Source organism: Streptomyces triticagri (genome assembly GCF_003429565.1).
GTDB lineage: Bacteria > Actinomycetota > Actinomycetes > Streptomycetales > Streptomycetaceae > Streptomyces > Streptomyces triticagri.
In genome coordinates this window covers 1-18799 of the sequence record NZ_QUAK01000073.1, presented here as the reverse complement: position 1 = coordinate 18799, position 18799 = coordinate 1, and the positions used below count along the sequence as shown (strand labels likewise).

At 71.8% G+C, this 18799-nt stretch carries 18 protein-coding genes and 1 pseudogene; 9 read left to right on the top strand and 10 right to left on the bottom strand.

The genetic code is table 11. From position 1 onward, the window contains the following. A pseudogene (locus tag DY218_RS13080) lies at positions 1 to 233 on the bottom strand (hypothetical protein); the annotation flags it as partial. Positions 234 to 320: 87 nt separating this feature from the next. Further along, positions 321 to 3428, bottom strand: a complete 3108-nt coding sequence (locus tag DY218_RS13075) for an alpha-N-acetylglucosaminidase (protein WP_128556160.1) — start codon at positions 3426 to 3428, stop codon at positions 321 to 323. Positions 3429 to 3577: 149 nt separating this feature from the next. On the opposite strand from DY218_RS13075, the gene DY218_RS13070 reads away from it, so the two are divergent. Further along, positions 3578 to 4045 carry a hypothetical protein gene (locus DY218_RS13070; RefSeq protein WP_128556159.1) on the top strand — a complete coding sequence of 156 codons (468 nt, stop codon included), beginning with the start codon at positions 3578 to 3580 and terminating at the stop codon, positions 4043 to 4045. A gap of 115 nt (positions 4046 to 4160) precedes the next feature. Here the strand turns inward: DY218_RS13070 and DY218_RS13065 are convergent, their stop codons facing one another. The 6 genes from DY218_RS13065 to glnII form a co-directional block, all read right to left on the bottom strand. Next, positions 4161 to 5717 carry a DUF1996 domain-containing protein gene (locus DY218_RS13065; RefSeq protein ID WP_128556158.1) on the bottom strand — a complete coding sequence of 519 codons (1557 nt, stop codon included), beginning with the start codon at positions 5715 to 5717 and terminating at the stop codon, positions 4161 to 4163. Positions 5718 to 5855: 138 nt separating this feature from the next. Then, entirely contained in the window at positions 5856 to 6509 is a 654-nt protein-coding gene (locus DY218_RS13060) for a response regulator transcription factor (RefSeq protein WP_128556157.1), read from the bottom strand. After that, positions 6494 to 7750: a sensor histidine kinase gene (locus tag DY218_RS13055; protein ID WP_128556156.1), complete on the bottom strand. Its 1257-nt coding sequence runs from the start codon at positions 7748 to 7750 to the stop codon at positions 6494 to 6496. The genes DY218_RS13060 and DY218_RS13055 overlap by 16 nt, the downstream gene beginning before the upstream one ends. A gap of 175 nt (positions 7751 to 7925) precedes the next feature. Further along, the gene (locus DY218_RS13050; RefSeq protein WP_128556155.1) at positions 7926 to 8921 is read right to left on the bottom strand and encodes an NAD-dependent epimerase/dehydratase family protein; all 996 of its coding nucleotides are present in this window, start codon (positions 8919 to 8921) and stop codon (positions 7926 to 7928) included. A gap of 201 nt (positions 8922 to 9122) precedes the next feature. Next, positions 9123 to 9770: a winged helix-turn-helix domain-containing protein gene (locus tag DY218_RS13045; RefSeq protein WP_128556154.1), complete on the bottom strand. Its 648-nt coding sequence runs from the start codon at positions 9768 to 9770 to the stop codon at positions 9123 to 9125. A gap of 416 nt (positions 9771 to 10186) precedes the next feature. Further along, entirely contained in the window at positions 10187 to 11215 is a 1029-nt protein-coding gene (gene glnII, locus DY218_RS13040) for a glutamine synthetase (protein WP_128556153.1), read from the bottom strand. A 283-nt stretch (positions 11216 to 11498) separates the two neighbouring features. Between glnII and DY218_RS13035 the strand changes: the two genes are divergently transcribed. Continuing rightward, positions 11499 to 12404 (top strand): Gfo/Idh/MocA family protein, encoded by a 906-nt coding sequence (locus DY218_RS13035; protein WP_128556152.1) that lies wholly within the window; start codon positions 11499 to 11501, stop codon positions 12402 to 12404. A 46-nt stretch (positions 12405 to 12450) separates the two neighbouring features. Here DY218_RS13035 and DY218_RS13030 read toward each other — a convergent pair whose 3' ends face one another. Continuing rightward, positions 12451 to 12819: an arsenate reductase family protein gene (locus DY218_RS13030; protein WP_128556151.1), complete on the bottom strand. Its 369-nt coding sequence runs from the start codon at positions 12817 to 12819 to the stop codon at positions 12451 to 12453. 165 nt (positions 12820 to 12984) lie between these two features. On the opposite strand from DY218_RS13030, the gene DY218_RS13025 reads away from it, so the two are divergent. After that, the gene (locus DY218_RS13025) at positions 12985 to 13269 is read left to right on the top strand and encodes a hypothetical protein (RefSeq protein ID WP_128556150.1); all 285 of its coding nucleotides are present in this window, start codon (positions 12985 to 12987) and stop codon (positions 13267 to 13269) included. A gap of 203 nt (positions 13270 to 13472) precedes the next feature. After that, positions 13473 to 14477, top strand: a complete 1005-nt coding sequence (locus DY218_RS13020) for a fibronectin type III domain-containing protein (protein WP_199566716.1) — start codon at positions 13473 to 13475, stop codon at positions 14475 to 14477. 2 nt (positions 14478 to 14479) lie between these two features. Here DY218_RS13020 and DY218_RS13015 read toward each other — a convergent pair whose 3' ends face one another. Further along, entirely contained in the window at positions 14480 to 15112 is a 633-nt protein-coding gene (locus tag DY218_RS13015; RefSeq protein WP_128556149.1) for a TetR/AcrR family transcriptional regulator, read from the bottom strand. 167 nt (positions 15113 to 15279) lie between these two features. Between DY218_RS13015 and DY218_RS13010 the strand changes: the two genes are divergently transcribed. From DY218_RS13010 to DY218_RS12990, 5 genes are all read left to right on the top strand, one after another. Next, on the top strand, positions 15280 to 16068 hold the full coding sequence (locus DY218_RS13010) for an oxidoreductase (protein ID WP_128556148.1): 789 nt from the start codon (positions 15280 to 15282) through the stop codon (positions 16066 to 16068). A 45-nt stretch (positions 16069 to 16113) separates the two neighbouring features. Further along, positions 16114 to 16545 (top strand): cytidine deaminase family protein, encoded by a 432-nt coding sequence (locus DY218_RS13005; protein WP_128556147.1) that lies wholly within the window; start codon positions 16114 to 16116, stop codon positions 16543 to 16545. Positions 16546 to 16643: 98 nt separating this feature from the next. Continuing rightward, the gene (locus DY218_RS13000) at positions 16644 to 17414 is read left to right on the top strand and encodes an NPP1 family protein (protein WP_128556146.1); all 771 of its coding nucleotides are present in this window, start codon (positions 16644 to 16646) and stop codon (positions 17412 to 17414) included. A 22-nt stretch (positions 17415 to 17436) separates the two neighbouring features. Then, positions 17437 to 18009: an AAA family ATPase gene (locus DY218_RS12995; RefSeq protein WP_128556145.1), complete on the top strand. Its 573-nt coding sequence runs from the start codon at positions 17437 to 17439 to the stop codon at positions 18007 to 18009. A gap of 87 nt (positions 18010 to 18096) precedes the next feature. Next, the coding region (locus DY218_RS12990) for a hypothetical protein (protein WP_128556144.1) at positions 18097 to 18799 on the top strand (703 nt) is incomplete at its 3' end.

Genomic DNA, 18799 nt, shown 5'->3' with positions numbered 1-18799 from the left:
GGGCCGCGGCCGCGCGGCAGCGCGCGCTGCGCCAGGGCGTGCGCCCGCAGCACCCGGCGGCTGCGGCCGAGCGCCGGCGGGAGCACCAGATAGCCGAGCCGCACGAGCCGTGGGTAGTGCTCGACGAGCACGGCCTCGGCCTGCTCCGCATCGATCACGGAGCCCGCTTCCGGGGCTTCGAGGACTTCAGGGGCGGCCTGGGTGACGTCGTCCGGTGAGCTCACATTCAGCAGAACGAGCGAATCGTCCGATGGTCACTCGAACCCTCCACGCGCGCGTGGACCCCGAACTGGGTGTCCGGCCACGCGAGTTCACCGGCGTCAGGAGAGCGACCAGCCGCTGAACTCCACCGTGCCGCGCGCCCCGCTGCCGCCATGCGTGGCCGTCATGAACAGACCCACGTCCTGCGCCTCGTCCGCCCCCGGCACCGTCACCGTGGCGACCGTCCGCCAGCTGTCCCCGTCGTCCGTCGAGCACTCGGCGGTCAGAGCCCCGTCCGCACGCGTCAGACGCAGCGTCACCGGCGCCGCGATCCCGGTCAACTGCTCGTACTTGTCGAGGGTGCCGTCCCCGTTCGTGTCGTACGAGAGGACCACACCGTTCGACGGCGTCACCGACAGATTGGCGAAGCCGGCCGACCCTTCGGTGTCGAGCGCATTGCGGACGATCAGGCCCGCCCGCGCCCAGGCGCCGGTCGCCTCCTGCTCGTCGACCCGGACGGTGGCAGCGCCGCCGTCCCGCAGCGCCCCCGGCCGATAGGCGGCACCGAACTCGGCGGTCGCCTTCCACAGGTCCTGGCCCGCCCCGTTCACCGCGAACCGGTCCTCGAGCCGGCCGAACACCGCCCCGTTGTTCGTGTACGTCCGCCACCCCTCGCCCAGCGGCCCGGCCACGTACAGATTCCCCTCGACCCTGCTGCGCACGCGCTGCTCGCCGGCCGGTCCGTACGACGTGGTCAGGGTGTACGGCAGCGGGCGCAGCGGCGAGGCGAGCGGCTCGTCCGGCGCGGACACCCGCCAGGTCACCCGGCCGTCGCCCGCCGCCGGCACGGACGGCAGACTCTCCTCGCCCTCGGGTTCGGCATCCGGACCCCGCAGCGAGAAGTCGACGCGACCGGTGGCCCGCAGGCCGTTGACATTGCGGAAATCGGCATGCACGCGCGCGTGGCCGCCCGGCGGGAGCTGCGCGGGATCGGCCAGCACATCCACCGTCCCCTGGTACGGGGCGCGGGACAGCACCTCGTACACCCGGCGTGCGGTCCGGTGGGCGTCGTTCGGCGGACGCAGCGGATAGTCCTTGCGCTGCCGGCGGAACGGCTCCTCGATCGCGTACCAGTCGAACTCCTTCGGCTCTCGGCCCGCCGCGAGCGCGTCCTCCAGCTCGTCCAAGTAGGCCTTCCACTGCGGCAGATGGAAGTCGCCGATCAGGCCGTGCCAGTCGCGGTTCGCGTAGTTGGCGAGCTTCCCGCCGTCCGCCGTGGGCCGGTCGGCCCAGGTGGTGATCAGGGTGCGGGCGGTCTCCTCCAGGTGGTCGCTCTCCTTGGCCGAGGTGCCGGCGCGGCGGGCGTCGTCGATCCACGGGCCGAGCAGGAAGGACCGGTGCGAGCCGGCCATCTCGTCGCCGAGCGTCATCAGCCGCAGCCACAGCCGGGACAGCGCACGGAAGCCGGCCGCATCGCCGCTCTGGTACGCCGACTCCAGCTGCGGGATCAGCTGCCAGGAACGGTTGGCGAGCACCTGCCGGCCCAGGTCGGTGAGATCGTGCCGGTAGGCGTCCGAGCGGCGCAGCGGCTCCCGTACGCCGAGCAGTGCGGCGAACGCCTTGTCGAAGTCGCCCGGGTCGAAGGCCGGTGTGTGCGTGGCGTAGTTGGTGCCGGAGCGGGCCGCCAGGCTCGGGCGCGCGGCGAACACCGAGTCGTGCGGCCGCCCGTCCTTGCTGGTGATGCGGTACGCCGTCTCGCGGAGCACCGCGAAGGCCCGCCGCGCGTCCCGGTCACGGCCGCCGTAGCGCAGGTCCGCGTACCCGTCGAACCAGGCGGCGCGGTCCACCGGCTCCTCGCGCCAGGCCAGTTCGGAGAACAGCTCGAAGGCCGCCGGATCCCGCTCCGCCGCCTCCGGCATGTACGCGGTCCCCACAAGGGCCGACCCCGCACGGTCCCGCCACTCGGTGAACCGCTCCGCCCACTGGTGCGTCTTGGCGCCGATCGTGGTGCGCCCGCCGAAGTTCGGGATGGTGCCGAAGGCGTACGGGACCCCGCCCCAGTCCTTCTCCCGGTCGGTGACCGTCTCCAGGTCCGAGAGGCCGTCGACGATCAGGAGGTGCTCCTTGTCGAGCGCATCGATCACCTCGCGGCGCGGGTTCTCCTGCCAGCCGAGGATCGTCCACAGGGCGCCGGGCCGTGCGGAGTGCAGGGCGCGCTCCACCGCGCGGGCGGCCTCCGGCACCGGCACGTCCCCGGGCGTGCCGCCCTCGTGCAGCAGATCCATCTTGAACTGGCCGACCGGGCCGAGGAATTCGTCCACGTACCCGTAGTAGGCGGCCGCCACGTCCTGGAAGACATCGGTACGCGGATCCAGCCAGTCGGGGCGCTTCAGGCCGTTCCAGTCGCCCTGCGGCACGGTCTCCGCGCCCGGATTGCGCTCCGCGAATCCGTCCGGCACCGTGCCGAAGTAGCCCGGAAGCACCGGAGCGATGCCGAGCTCACGCATCCGGTCGGTGATCCTCCGGCCCAACTCGGCCCGCTGCGCGATGAGTTCCGGGCTCAGTGGCCCGCCGTAACCGCTCATGTTCTGCAGCAGCCACCAGGACTGGTGGGAGGGAGCGGGCAGCCAGGTGCGGGCCTCCGTGTCCGAGTAGCCGAAGTCCGCGAGGAGCCGGTGGTACACGGCCTCCAGGCCGACCGTGACCAGGACCTCGTTGCAGCCGTGCAGCGCGAGCAGATCGATCATCCGCTCCCAGCGCGCCCAGTCCGCGTACGGCGAGGTGTAGCCGTCATGGGTGTCGTTGAAGGCGAAGCGGTGCGGCACCGTCGCCGCGCGCTCCAGGGCTCCGTCCGGTGCGGGCAGCCGCCGCGGGAGGCCGAGCTGACTGCCCGCCCACGAAAGGTGCGCTCCGCAGGTGTACTTGAGGTACCAGTGGACGCCGGTCAGTGCCGCGGCCGGGCTGGTGGCGGCGACGGTGATACGGCCGGTGCCGCCCTCGACCCGGAAGCGGTCCCCGCCCTGCGCGCCGTCCAACTGCTCGACGGCGATCTGGTCGGCGTGGTCCGGCAGCAGCCGTCTCAGGGCCGCCACCGCTGCTTCGGTGCGGCCGGATTCCGGTCCGGGCTCTGCGGCCGCGGCCGCGGCCGTGGCGTACGGCGAGAGCGCGGCGCTCGCGCCGATCGCTCCGGCGGTGCCGAGGAGTGTGCGTCGCGACAGTTCGGTCATCGGGTGCCCCCACGCTGCAACGGAAGTGGACCAGGTGCCAACAGGTGCGTACGCCGCGCACGTTAATGACGCGGCGAGGGGCGGGCAATGGTGCGAGGGATCCTGGCGATTCGCCTCCGCGGGAGGCCCGGCACAGGCACGATGGGGGCATGCGTGGACTGCAGGCAGGATCCCGTACGGTGGCCGTCGTCGCGCTGTTCGCCCTGGTGACGGGCTGTGGCTCGGGCGAATCCGACGACTCCCGCGACGAGGTGCCCGAGACGGCGAAGGGCAGCCTCGAGCAGCTCGCCGACAAGGTGCACTGCAAGCCCAACATCCAGACCGACGCGGCCGAGCTGCGCCAGGCCAACTGCCGCAACGACGACGGCAGGTTCATCCTCACCACCTTCGACACGGACCGTGGCCAGCGCGAGTGGATCAACGAGGCGAACGACTACGGCGGTACGTATCTGGTGGGCCGCAAATGGGTCGCGGTCGGCGACCGCAAGGTGGTCACGGCGCTGCGCGGCCGGCTCGGTGGGAACGTGGAGGAGTCGACGCACCACTCCGGGGGCGGCGACGGCGGGCACGGCGAGAAGCCCGGGGGCTCCGGGCACTCGGGCCACCACGGGAGCTGACCGGGCGGATCCCGGAAGCCGAAGAGGGGCGGCCCGTCCGGGCCGCCCCTCTTCGTCGCTCACCGGACGATCGCCCGGCGCATCAGCAGTGTGAGCCGCAGTCGCAGCCTTCGCATCAGTTGCACTCACGCCCCTCGTTGATGCAGGAGACCACCTCACCCATCAGGTCTTCGTCGAAGACGTTGATGAAGTCGCCGTGGTCGGTGATCGGTTTGTGCAGCTGCTCCGGGAACGAGTCCACCGCGAAGTTCCGCTCCGGCGCCACGTCGTAGACGATCCGCTGCACCAGCTGCGGGATGGCCTGGAAGCCTTCCGGGCACTGGCCGTTGTCGTCGGCGAAGGACACATGGGTGCGGTGGTTGGCACTGTCGGTGTTCTGCCCGTCCCAGCAGCTCTGGAAGCGGAACGACCGCACCACGCTGCTGCCCTCGGGGCACAGCGGATACTTGTCCGTGAGCTGCCGGTCCTCGAAGCCGGTGCAGCTCCAGGAGGCGTTGGCATTGGCGTCGCCGTTGGTGAAGGCCTTCGCGTCACCGGTGATGATGCGCAGGAAGCGCGGCATCTCCACCACGTCGCCCGCCGGGCTGCCGACGAACTCCATGGTGACCTCGGACGGCGTCTGGATCTCGCCGACGTTCTGGTCGTTGCCGCCGCCGTCCGCGCCCGCATCCTGCTCGTCCTGGCCGTTCTGTACGCGCAGTACGGGCCAGAAGTACGACGAGCGGTCGCCCTCGTTCTCGCAGGTGGTGTCGCCCGCGGCGAGACTGTCGTCGCTGGCGAAGGCGTCGTTGGCCTGGTTGCCCACGTAGTCGTGCATGTGGTGGGCGCCGTTGCTCACGCCGGGTGCCACGATGACGTTGTCGGGGTTGAAGAGGCCGTTCTCGTTGACGCCGCACTGGGTGGTGAACTTGCCGGTGGAGCCGTTGCCACCGCCACCGTCGCCGCCGTTGTCGCCGCCACCCTCATCGCCGCCGCCGTTGTTGTCGCCGCCCCCGGGCGGCTCCGCGTTCGGTTCGACGGACTCGATCTCGACGAAGTCGTCGTCGACCGGGCCGTTCCCGGCCTGACCGCCGTTGTCCTGGCCGCCGCCGTTGTCGCCCCCGTCGCCGCCCTGGCCGCCGTTCTCGCCCTGGCCACCGTCCTGACCGCCGTCCTGACCGCCGTCCTGGCCGCCGTTCTGGCCGTCCCCGCCGCCGTTGTCATCGTTGCGCATGGTGCAAGGGGCCATGCCTCTGAGGCCGCCCGGGGCGGAGCCGCCGGCGCGCTCGATGGCGCGGTTGATCTGCTTGATCGACCCCTCCCGCTGACTGCGCAGGGAGCCCAGCAGCTCCTCCTGCTGGGCCGGGTCCGGATTCTGTGCGTACCGCCGATAGGCATCGGTGATCTGTGTGTCCATGGCCGCCAGCGCGCGGTCCACCTTGCCGCGGGCCCGGCGGGGCACGTTGTCGTCGAGGCCGTTGGCGGCCTCGGGACAGTCGATGGTCGACGTGGCAGGTGAGCCCTGTCCGCCGCGCCCGGAGCCGTTCTCCTGCGCGGACGGCCGGCCGCTGCCTTCGCCCGCTGAGGCGTAGACATTCACCGCGACCAGACCCCCGCCGCCCAGGACGAGTGCCGCCGAGGCCGCGATGGCCCGGTTGGCCAGAGTTGATCGTTTCCGTGATGTGCGTCCCATGGGGCTACGTACGCACCACGCGCACCGTCGTCTCAACGGCCCGGGAAGTTCGGAGCAACCTCCAGGAGCAAGAAGGGCCATCCGTACCCAAGTCGCCCATGCGGCACGGGAATCCGCGCGAGCCGGGCCGCGAGTGCCTCAGTTCGCGCCGCGGTCCAGATACGCGAGCACCGCGAGCACCCGCCGGTTGTCGTCGTCCGACACCGGCAGGTCGAGCTTCAGGAAGATGTTCGAGGTGTGCTTGGCAACCGCCCGCTCGGTCACGAAGAGCTGCCCCGCGATCGCCGCGTTCGACCGGCCCTGCGCCATCAGCTCCAGGACCTCCACCTCCCGCGGCGTCAGACCGCCGAGCGGCGCGTCGGCCGCCCGCCGGGACAGCAGCTGCTGGATCACCTGCGGGTCCATCGCCGTACCGCCGGACGCCACCCGGCGCACCGCGTCGATGAACTGGTCGGCCTCGAACACCCGGTCCTTGAGCAGATATCCGACCCCGCCGTTGCCGTCCGCGAGCAGCTCGCGCGCATACAGCTGCTCGACATGCTGGGACAGGACCAGGACCGGAAGCCCGGGCCGCTCCCGGCGCGCGGCGAGTGCGCACTGCAGCCCCTCGTCCGTCTGCGAGGGCGGCAGCCGTACGTCGACCACGGCGACGTCCGGCTGCAACTCGGCGAGCGCCCGGGTGAGTTCGGGGCCGGTCTCGACCGCGGCCGCGATCTCGAAGTCGTAAGCCTCCAGCATGCGGACCAGACCGTCCCGCAGCAGGAACAGGTCTTCGGCTAGGACAACGCGCAAGGGATCTCCATGGTCACCATGGTGGGACCGCCCGCGGGGCTGCTGACGGCCAGGACGCCGTCGAATGTACCGAGCCGCCGTTCCACACCGCCAAGGCCGCCACCCGGTACGACGACCGCGCCACCGCGCCCGTCGTCGGTGACCACGGCCCGCAGCATCCCCTCGCGGTGGTGCAGATCGACCCAGATCCGCTCGGCGCCCGCATGCTTCACCGCGTTCGTGAGGACCTCGCTGATCGCGAAGTACGCCGCCGACTCGACCGGCGCGTCCGGCCGGCCGGACAGGTCCACCGTCACTTCGGTCGGCACCGGGAGCCGCAGCGCGAGGGCCTTCACCGCATCCCCGACGCCGCGTTCGGCGAGTACCGGCGGATGGATGCCGCGGACCAGGTCGCGCAGCTCGGTCAGGGCGTCGGCGGAGGACTTCCGCGCCTGGGCGATCAGCTGCTTCGCCTGCGCCGGGTCCTTCTCGATCAGCGCCTCGATGGTGCCGAGGTCCATGCCCACCGACACCAGTCTGGCCTGTGCTCCGTCGTGCAGGTCCCGCTCGATACGGCGCAGTTCGGCGGCCGAGCTGTCGACCGCGTCGTGCCTGGTCTCGGTGAGCCGGTCGATGCGCTCGGTCAGTTCGGCGCCCTGGCCGGGCGCGAGCGAGGCCTGGGCGATCTTGAAGTGCGCCTTGACGATCCGTGGATTGAGATACGTCGCCACGGTGATCCACACACAGCCGAGCAGCGCGGCGAGCGCGGCGGTGGACTGGCTGTCGACGCGGATGAACGCGTACCAGTAGGTGCCGATCGGCTTCCACAGCCCGGCGAACAGCAGCAGCCCGAAGACGCCTTCCGCGAACAGGCCGGGCGCCAGGAACGCCACGATCGCGCCGCCGGTCATGTCGGTGACCAGCCACCTCATGTCGCGCCAGGTCGCCGGGTCCTTCATCAGCAGACTGCACTGCTCGACCTGCCCGGTCACGCCGGAGCGCAGATCGGCGGGGAACGGCCGGTACGGCACCGGGATCCGCACGCCGGACCAGTCGGCGGCGAGCAGCCGGCGCTGATTGGCGTGCGCCCTGACCAGCTTCAGGATCAGCGGAGTGGTGAAGACTCCCACTCCGAGCAGGATGAACGCCATCGAGAGCACCGTCAGGATGAACAAGGTCAAGGACACACCGAGCGAGAGCAGTGCGAGCGCGAGCCCCTGTGCCGCGGCGAGCAAGGCGCCGCGCACCCTCGAAGTGTTCATGATCCCCTGCCTTCTGTCGCGGACTCCCGGCTGTGCGTCCAGTGTCGCCGCCGGGACCCGGTGCGGGCACGGGGTTCCCCACCCCGACCTGGGGTGTACCCAGCAACACCCCGGTCGGGCGAGTGGGCGGAGTATGCGGAGTACGCGGTCCCGCGCGGGCGCGGGAAGCCGCCCGCTACGCCCCGCCGCCCAGCGCCTTCGCCTCGAGTTCCGCCGGCAGCCCCACCACGGGCCGGTCCGGGCGCTGCGGTGCGACGCCGCCGATCGACCGCAGCCACGCCCAGGTCGCCTCGACGGTCTCCTCGACCGGACGGCAGCTCAGCCCCGAGGCCACGGCCCGCTCGACCCCGACCGTGTACAGGGCGTCGTACAGCTCGGTGCCGGCCGGCAGCCAGGCCGGCAGCTGGGTCCAGGGCTCGATGCCGGCCGCGAGGACGACCTCGGGGTCCGTCCAGCGCAGCTCGGCGGTCGAGCCGGTGGCCCGTACGCAGGCGTCGAGGAGCCCGCCCATGGTGGCGTGACCCTGTGGACCCACCAGGTTGTACGGGCCGCTGAGCCCGGCGGCCGCCGCGTCCACGAGCCAGGCGGCGAGGTCACGCGCGTCGATGTACTGCACCGGCAGGTCCCGCGGCCCCGGTGCGAGGACCGGGCCGCCCGCCGCGATCCGCCCGAGCCACCAGGGCAGCCGCCCGATGTTCTCGTACGGCCCGAGGATCAGGCCCGCGCGGGCGAACAGCGAGCGGTCCGCGCCGAAGGCGTCGAGCGCGGCCAGTTCGCCGCCCCGCTTGTCGGCGGCGTACTCGGTCTGCTCCGCGTCCGCCGAGCCCGCCACCACAGGGGCGCTCTCGTCCGCGCCCGCGGGACGCGGCCAGGCGTACACCGAGCAGCTCGACACGTACAGGTAGTGCGCCGTACGGCCCGCAAGCAGCCGGGCGGTGTCGCGGACCGCGCGCGGTGCGCCGGACCAGGTGTCCAGCACCGCGTCCCACTCGCCGCCGGCCAGTGCGGCGAGTCCGTCCGGGGACGTGCGGTCGCCGTGCAGCGCGGTGACGCCGCTGGGCGGTGCGTGCCGGCCGCGATGGAAGACCGTCACGTCATGGCCCCGTGCCGTGGCCTCCTCGGCCACCGCGCGGCCGACGAATTCGGTACCGCCCAGAATCAGAAGTCGCATGCCCCGACTCTGCCTGCAGACAGGGGTGTTGCGCACGGAGTTCTGCTGTCAGGAGATCCGCCGGTGCCCGGTGTGCCGTCGGGGAAGAGCGCGGCCGGTCCGGGCGGACGCGTAGCTGGTCCGGGCGGACGCGTGGCCGGTCCGGTGAGGTGGGACCGGCCACGCGCCGCCGGGCCCGCTACGGGCCGGTGCGGATGGCGCTCAACGGCCCGCGGGCGGCGCGTACTTGTAGCCGACGCGGCGCACCGTACGGATCACCTGGCGGTGTTCGGCGCCGAGCTTGCGGCGCAGTCGCGCCACATGCACGTCCACCGTGCGGCCGTCGCCCACGTGCCCGTACCCCCAGACCGTGCTGACCAGGTGGTCGCGGGTGTGCACGCGCTGCGGGTGGGCGACGAGGTGGGCGAGCAGCTCGAACTCCAGATATGTGAGGTCCAGCGGCCGCCCGTCGACGTCCGCCGTGCGCTGCACCGGGTCGATACGGACCAGCGGATCGGCCGTGCCCTGGCCGGCCGCGGACTGCTCGGGCACTGTCCGGGCGGCGGACGGCGCGGCGGCCGGGATCGCGGCCGTGGACGCCGGTGCCTGCAGCCGGCCCGCCACCGCGGCGGGCTGCTGGTCGGCGGGTACGAGTACCAGATAGCCGACCATCGGCGGGTGGCCGGGCAGGGTCGGCAGGGTGTGCTGGGGCGCGGGCAGCCAGGTGGCGCCCGGCGGCAGGAAGTCCGCGACGTTCACCACCTCGTCCCGGTCGACGGCGCGCAGACGGTGCCGCGCGGGCGGCACTGCGCCGGACGTCGTGGGGGACGCTGGGGCGGTCGCGGTGGAGAAGGAACGGGTGTTCGCCATGGGAAGTCAGCTCTCTTCGCGCAGGAAGGCGTCGGTTCGTCGAGGTACCGAAGGACGGACTTGCGTCTGCGCGCCGACCGAAGACCGGGGTGAGCGGCTTTAGAGGGCCGGCGCGTTCAACGCGCGGCAACACACCCGGTCGAAGTCGTGGTGCTGACGGGAAGGCCAGAACGGCTCGAGGTCATGGCGCCCCGTAGCGGTGTCCTGGTATCCGGTCATGGGTCCCATTGAAGCAGAAGTCGTGGCCGGGACCCAGGGCCCCCTGGGAGGTCCCTGACAATCCGGCCGTCCACCGTGCGTTTCCGGCCGCGGGCCGTGCGCTTCCGGCCGCCGGTGGGGTCTTCGCAGCCGCCGCCGGGGCGCCCGCGCACATGGCGGACGCCCCGGGGGAGTTGAGCCGGCGGGCACGTGGAGGCTCAGACCTGGCCGGCCTTGTCGAGCGCCGTGCAGCAGGTGTCGACGAGCAGCCGGGTGACCACGTACGGGTCGACGTTGGCGTTCGGCCGGCGGTCCTCGATGTAGCCCTTGCCGTCCTGTTCGACCTGCCAGGGGATGCGCACCGAGGCGCCGCGGTCGGAGACGCCGTAGCTGTACTCGTTCCAGGGCGCGGTCTCGTGCAGGCCGGTGAGCCGGTCGTCGATTCCGGCGCCGTAGAGCTTGACGTGGTCGAGGGGCTTGGAGCCCTCGCCGAGCGACTCGCAGGCCGTGATGATCGCGTCGTAGCCCTCGCGCATGGCCTTGGTGGAGAAGTTGGTGTGCGCGCCGGCGCCGTTCCAGTCGCCCTTGACCGGCTTCGGGTCCAGGGTCGCCGAGACCTCGAAGTCCTCGGCCGTGCGGTACAGCAGCCAGCGGGCGACCCACAGCTGGTCGGCGACCTCGAGCGGCGCGAGCGGTCCGACCTGGAACTCCCACTGACCGGGCATCACCTCGGCGTTGATGCCGGAGATGCCGAGCCCGGCCTTGAGGCAGTTCTCCAGGTGCGCCTCGACGACGTCACGGCCGAAGATCTCGTCCGAACCCACACCGCAGTAGTAGCCGCCCTGCGCGGCCGGGAACCCGCCCTCGGGGAAGCCGAGCGGCCGCGCCCCCTTGAAGAAGGTGTATTCCTGCTCGATGCCGAAGATCGGCTCCTGCGCGGCGAACTGCCCGGCCACCTCGGCGAGCGCGGCACGGGTGTTGGACTCGTGCGGGGTGAAGTCGGTGTTGAGGACCTCGCACAGGACGAGGATGTCGTCGCCGCCGCGGATGGGGTCGGGGCAGGAGAACACCGGGCGCAGCACACAGTCCGATGCGTGGCCCTTGGCCTGGTTGGTGCTCGACCCGTCGAAGCCCCAGATGGGCAGGTCGGCGGGGGCCACGGCGCCGCTGATGATCTTCGTCTTGGAGCGAAGCTTCGCCGTCGGCTCGGTGCCGTCGATCCAGATGTACTCGGCCTTGAACGTCACGTTCGCCATCCTTTGCGGGCTGTGCGGGCTCTGAAGGGCACTGCGGGTGCTGCGGGGCGCCTGCGGGTGTCCCGCGCTGTAGGCGCAGCCTGGCAATGCGCGATTTCCCGGCCGTTGCCCGGTCGTGAACCGCGTGTTACGGACGGCGCGCGCGGGGCGCGGTGTCGTCGTGCGTCGTATACACGGCCGAGTGCCGCCGGGCCGCCGTTTGCGGGGCCGGGTGCCACGCCCCGAGGGAGACGTCTCCGCACCGAGTTGTGGCGACTCCCCGCAGACTGGGGTCATGACGATGCAGCGGAAGACACGGGTCGGACTCTTCGGAACGGGCCCTTGGGCGCAACGGGTGCACGGCCCCGCACTGGCCGCCCACCCCGGTGTGGAACTGACCGGCGTATGGGGCAGGCGCCCCGAGGCCGCCGAGGCGCTCGCGGAAACGCTCTCCACGCGCGCGTACCCGACGGCGGACGCCCTCATCGAGGACGTCGACGCGGTGGCCGTCGCACTGCCTCCGGACGTGCAGGCACCGATCGCCGCCCGCGCCGCACGCGCGGGACGCCATCTGCTGCTCGACAAACCGGTGGCCACCACCGTCGACCACGCGCGCGAGGTCGTCGATGCGGCCGCGGCGGGCGGGGCCGCATCGGTGGTCTTCCTCACGCTGCGCTTCTCGTCCGCGGTACTTCCCTGGCTCGCCGAACAGGCCCTGCGCGACGACTGGTTCACCGCGCACGCAGCGTGGCTCGGCTCGATCTACGCGCGCGACGCCGAGCAGCCGGCCGTGGCCTCGCCCTGGCGCCATGCGAAGGGAGCCTTGTGGGACGTCGGTCCGCATGCGCTGTCCGTACTGCTCCCGGTGCTCGGCGACGTCACCGCGGTGACCGCGGCGGACGGCCCCGAGGACACCACCCACCTGCTGCTACGGCACGACTCGGGGGCCTCCAGCACGGTCACGCTCAGCCTGACCGCGCCGGCGAAGGCGGGCGGTGTCGACATCGAACTGCGCGGCGCCGACGGCGTGCAGCGGCTGCCCGAGGTGTGGGGCGACGGTCCGGTCGACGCCTACGCGCGCGCCGTCGACGCCCTGCTGGCCTCCGCCGCCTCGGGGGAGCCCGATCGCTGCGACGTACGGCTCGGACTGCGGATCACCGAGATCCTGGCCGCGGCGGAACGGGCGTCGACCGCACCCTGAGGCCGGAGCCTGCTCCTTGCGCGGTTCGGCGTCCCAGTCGCGCGGTTCAGCGTCCCAGTGCGTCCCGTACCGCCTCGTCCGTACGGGCCACCACGGCCGTGCCGTCGTCGGCGGTGATGATCGGGCGCTGGATCAGCTTGGGGTGCGCGGCGAGGGCGGCGATCCACCGGTCGCGCCCGCTCTCGTCCCGCGGCCACTCGGCGCGGTCCTTGAGCCCGAGCTCCTTGGCGGCGGCCTCCTGGGTCCGGGTGATGTCCCAGGGTTCGAGACCGAGCTTGCCGAGCACGGCACGGATCTCGTCCTCGGTCGGTACGTCGTCGAGGTAGCGGCGCACCGTGTAGTCGGCGCCCTCCGCGTCGAGCAGGCCGAGTGCGCTGCGGCACTTCGAGCAGGCCGGGTTGATCCAGATCTCCATGGCCTCAGGGTAGACCGCGCGCCGGCGCCCGGCGGGTGCCCCTGCGCGCCCTCGGTGCGCCGGTCAACGCCCCTGTGGCCAGGGCCTTTTGTCAGTGGTCGGCAGTAGAATAGAAGCAGTGTTCGAGATGGTCCGAAGGGCCCCGACCACCCAGGAGGATGCCCCATGGCCGCTGCCGTTCTCACGGCGAAACCCCTGCCGATCGACCTGCCGTACATGCCGTTGGTGAAGAAGCCGCTGCCCGCGGGCCGCCCCCGCGAGTGGTACATCGCGCACAACCGCCGCCTGAAGGCGATGCGCCTGGCCATCGCCCTCCTCGACTCGGGTGTGTACCGCGCCGAGCAGGCGGACAACCGCCGCATACGCACCACCGCCGACCTGGTCGGCGTCCATCCGCCGTCGGACATCACCTGCCACATGGTCCGCGCGCTGATGCGCTACAGCCGCTGAGCTGATGCGTCACAGCCGCTGATCTGCCGCCGCCGCGCGGGCAGTTGAGGTGAGACTCCGGGGTGTCTGCCGGCCGGCACCCCGGAGTGGGCGTACGGGTCTTGAAGTGCACGGGTCATGTGTGGCACACATGTCCAGACCAATGCTGGACACTCGCGCCCGGGGCGTCCGGCTCGCCGCGAAGGCCGACCGGAAGGCACGCCGTGCGACGCACCGCCCGAACCGCACCCGCCCTGCTCGTCGCCCTCTGCCTGCCGTTGACCACCCTGACCGGCTGCTCGCTGTTCGGCGCCGACTCGGACGGGGGCAAGCCGGCCGCCCGGCCGCCGTCCGCGCCGCGCGGCCTGACCGTGCACGTGGGCAGCGCGACCTCCGTCCACGTGATGTGGAACAAGTCATCGGGCGGCACCGCCGTCGACAAGTACGAGATCTTCCGAGGCCGCACCAAGGTCAAGACCCTCCCGGGCAAGCAGTACATGGCCGACCTCAACGGCCTGCGCCCCAAGGCCACTTACACCTTCCGGGTGCGCGCCCTGGACGCCGGGGGCAATGCCTCGCAGCTCAGCCGCGAGGCGACCGTCACCATGCGCGCACCGGCCCCCGCCGACGACACCCCGCCGGCCGCACCCTCCGGGCTCCGGGTCGGTGCGGCCGGGCCCCGAGCGGCCACGCTCACCTGGACCCCGTCGAAGGACCGCAAGGACGTCACCTCGTACGACGTCTACCAGCGTGGAGCGCGCATCCACAGTGTCGGTGGCGAGTCCACCTCGGCTCTGGTCACAGGACTGCGGCCGGGCACGGACTACACGTTCACCGTCAAGGCGCGGGACGCGGCGGACAATTCCTCCGCGCCCACCAAGGGCGTACGGCACACCACCGGGGGAGCGGGCGGCGGCAGCGCGGCCGGCACCGCGCCCGCCGACTTCAAGGTCGCCACTCACGAGGAGGACGGCGCCCACCACCTGGACCTGTCCTGGGATCCGCCGCGCACCGGGGGCGAGGTCGCCGAGTACCAGATCCATCTCAACGGCCGTCAGGCGACCACCCTGGTCTGGGGCGCCGACGCGCCGAAGGGCCGCGCCAAACACAGCTTCTTCATCAGCCGCACCTCGGGCGAGACCTACCGAGTCAAGCTCAGGGCCCGCCTCCCGGACGGCAATTGGGGCGCCTTCTCGCCGGAGCGCTCGGTGACCACGGGCGAGGGCTGAGGCTACGACCGCGGGGTGCCCTTGGGGCCGCTGTCCCGGGTGAGGGGCGGGCCCTCCTGGCCGACGCCCTGCAGCAGGGTGTCGACGACCCGGGTGGCCAGCTCGTCGACCCGCTCGGGGGCTTTGCTGTGCGATCTCTCCCGGGTCGCCTCGTGGATGAGCGCGTAGTAGACCCGGCGGGCCCACTCCGGATCGACGTCCGGCCGCAGCACGCCGTGCTCCTGGGCGCGGCGGAACAGACCGCCGCACTGCTCGATGACCTCGGCGTGCACCCGGTCGACCTCCGGATTCCCTGGCCCGCTCCTGCCCATCGCGAAACCCCAACCGAGTTTCACCCGCAGTACGTTGGCGGTCACCTGATAGAGCGCGACCAGCGGCGGCGCGGAGTCGGGGTGTGCGCTGGCCACGGCGTCGTGGAACTGCCGCGCGGCCCATTCCGCCAGCGCGTCCACCAGGGCGTCACGGCTCGTGAAACGGCGGTGCACCGTCGTACGTGCCACGCCGGCCGCGCGGGCGATCTGCTCCATCGTGGCCGCGGGGTCGGCGCTCAGCACCCGCTCGGCGGCCTCCAGGATCGCCTGCACGGTGCGCTCGGCGTCGGCGCGCAACGGGCGCTGTCCACTTGCCTGTTCCACGGCAACCTCTCGTCCTGTCCAGTTGATCGGCAACACCCAGGCTACGCCGGTGTCGCCGCTCACTCGCAACTTGCAACAACGATGTAGCGTATTCTAGCATTGATGCGTCATTGATGATTCGTTTTGGTTCGGGGTGCTGAGTCGTCCCGACTGGATTGGGGAACGTCATGGATCTGCAGCTCGCCGGAAAGACCGCCGTCGTGACGGGTGCGAGCCGTGGCATAGGCCTGGCCACCGTCGCTGCCCTGACCGACGAGGGCGTACGTGTCGTGGCCGCCGCCCGCACCGTCACCCCGGAGCTCAAGGCCACGGGCGCGGTGGCCGTCCCGCTCGACCTGTCGGAGCCGGATGCCCCGGCGCGGCTCGTCGCCGAGGCCGTGGCCGAGCTCGGCGGCCTCGACATCCTGGTCAACAACGTCGGGGGAGGTGACGCGGGAGAGGGTCAGACGGGCGGCTTCCTGAGCTTCACCGAGGACCAGTGGAGCCACTCCTTCGACCTCAACTTCCTTGCCGCCGTGCGGACCACGCGGGCCGCGCTGCCGCATCTCGCCGCCGGCCGCGGCGCGGTCGTGTCCGTCTCCTCCAACGGCGCCCGGATGCCGCACGCGGGGCCCATCACGTACACCACGGCCAAGGCGGCCCTCACGGCCTTCAGCAAGGCGCTGGCCGAGGAATTCGGCCCGCAGGGCGTCCGGGTCAACACCGTCTCGCCGGGGCCGGTCCGTACATCCCTGTGGGAGGCCCCGGACGGCTACGGCGCCGAACTCGCCAAGTCCCTCGACGTGGAGCAGAGTCAACTGCTCGCCGCCCTGCCCGGCACGATGGGCATGCTCACGGGACGACTGATCGAGCCGTCCGAAGTCGCTTCCCTCATCGCCTACTTGTCCTCACCGCTGGCGGCGAGCGTCACGGGCGCGGATTATCTGGTCGACGGAGGCGCGATCAAGACGGTATGAATCGAGGCCTCCGTCATCGATCAAGGAAGTGGGCAGCACAGCGTCATGTCCGACAGCGAACCACCACCCGTCCACGCGCGCGAGGTGGACCATGAACTCGTCTCGGTCGCGAGCCACTTGGCGGACACGGCGTGCCGCGGCGACAACCACTCCATGGCGGCCGCCGCGCGCGCCCGGGACGGGCGGATCGTCACCGGTCTGAACGTGTATCACTTCACGGGCGGGCCGTGCGCCGAGTTGGTCGCCATCGGGGCCGGAGCATCCGAGGGTGTGTACGACCTGGTCACCATGGTCGCCGTCGGCAGCGACGGACGCGGGGTCATGCCGCCGTGCGGCCGCTGCCGCCAGGTGCTGCTCGACTGTCATCCCGCCCTCGAGGTCATCGTGCAGGCGGCCGACGGCGCCGTCATCCAGGTGCCGGTGACCGACCTCCTGCCGTACGCCTACGTATGGGACGAGGACTCCGCGCCCAACTAGGCCCCGCTCCAGGTCCGTTCCCGGGATTCGCTCCTCCTGATCTGGGCATGCCAAGCATGCCGCCGCACCCCCACACCGCGGCCGATCAGGAGGAGTCCGTGCGTACCCGCTCACGTGCCCGTACCGTCGCGTTCACCGTCGGCAGCGCGCTCGCGCTGGTCGTCGCGCTGCCCGGCAGCGCGCTTGCCGATCCGCCCGGCAGCCTGCCCGGCAACGCCGATGCGCTCGAAGAGACCCATCAACCCGCCTACGACTACGACGGCGACGGCTGCTACCCCACACCGGCCATAGCGCCGGACGGCACCACCGCCCCAGGTCTCGAACCGGGCGGCGCCGTCAACGGCCAGTGCCACGACGCCTCCGACCTCGAGAACACCAACGGCTACGCGCGCGCGAAGTGCAACAACGGCTGGTGCGCGGTGATGTACGCGCTCTACTTCGAGAAGGACCAGGCGGTGGCCGGCAGCGGCCTCGGCGGGCACCGGCACGACTGGGAGCACGTGGTGGTCTGGGCGCCGGAGGGCGGACAGGCCGAGTACGTGGCCACCTCAGCGCATGGATCGTTCGACCTCCACGCGCGCGACGCCATCCAGTGGGACGGCACCCACCCGAAGATCGTGTACCACAAGGACGGCCTGAGCACCCACTGCTTCCGCCCCGCCACGACCGGCGACGAACCGCCCGAGAACCACGCGGGATCCTGGCAGTTCCCGCCCCTCGTGGGCTGGGAGGGCTACCCCGAAGGGCTGCGCGACAAGCTCAGCGGGACCGACTTCGGCAGCGCCAACTTCGGCCTGAAGGACGCCAGTTTCGGTGACCACCTCGCGGGCGCGAAACCGGCGGACATTCCCTTCGACCCGTACGCGTGAGGCGGCCCGTAGTCTTGATCGCATGCGCGTGAGCCCGAGCGAAGTCATCGTACTGACCGGACCGCCCGGCGCCGGAAAGAGCACCGTGGCCCGGATGGTCGTCGAGGACCGGTCGCCGAGCGTGCATCTGCACTCCGACGATTTCTGGGCGTTCATCCGCAACGGCGTCGTGGCCCCGTATCTCCCACAGGCCGCGCGGCAGAACGAGGTCGTGATGAACGCCCTGGTCGAGGCGGCCTTCGCCTATGCGGCCGGGGGCTACCGCGTCGTCCTGGACGGCGTGGTCGGCCCCTGGTTCCTCGCGCCGTTCCGCACCCGCGCCGACGCGACCGGCATCCCGCTGCACTACGTCGTCCTGCGGCCCGACGAGGCGGTGACCCTGCACCGCGGCACGAACCGGGGCCCCGACGCACTCACGGACGAGGAACCGCTGCGCCTCATGCACGGCCAGTTCGCGGACCTCGGCCCGTACGAACCGCATGCGGTCGACTCGACACACCACAGCGTGCAGGACACCGTGCGTGCGGTGCTGCGAGGTCTCGCCGACGAGACGTTCCTGCTCCGGCCGCAGGCACTCCCCGCCGACGGTGAGTGAACTCGCTTTCCACAGGCGGCTCATGAGGTCGCGCAGAGTTGTCCACAGGCGCTGCGGCAGTCACCCTGCGTGACCTACGATCCCGCCATGACCTACCGAACCGCCCCGCCGCGGGTGCTCCTGATCGGCGGGACTTCGCATACGGGGAAGTCCCGCGTGGCCGCCGCGTTGGCCGACCGCCTCGGCTTCGAGTGCCGCTCGACCGACCATCTCGCACGGCATCCCGGCCGCCCCTGGGACACCCCTGACTGGCAGATGCCGCCGCATGTCGCCGAACACTACGACTCCCTCACGCTCGACGAGCTGATCGCCTCAGTACTCGATCACTACGAGCGACTATGGCCTCGCATCGAGCAGTTGATCGCCGAGCACGCCGAGCCCGGCGCATCCACCGAGGACGGCGCATCCACCGAGCCGCCTTCGCCGGCAGCCGGCAGCCGCGGCCTCGTCCTGGAAGGATCGGCTCTCTGGCCGACCCGCGTCGCCACGCTGCGGACACCGCACACGGCCGCCGTCTGGCTCACAGCGGACGACAAGGTCCTGCGGACCCGCATACACGCGTCGAGCGACTACTCCTCGGCAACCGACCGGGGACGCCACCTGATCGACAAGTTCCTCGCCCGCACGCTCCGTTACCAGACCCTGATGACCCGATCCGTCGACGAACTCGGCCTGCCTCGACTGGACTCCGGCGACGGACGCCCGCCCGCCGCACTCACGGACGCCGTCCTCGCCGCCGCCGGAGCCCGTCGAGCCGCGCCCGGCTCCGAGTTCGGAGCCGGGCGCGGCG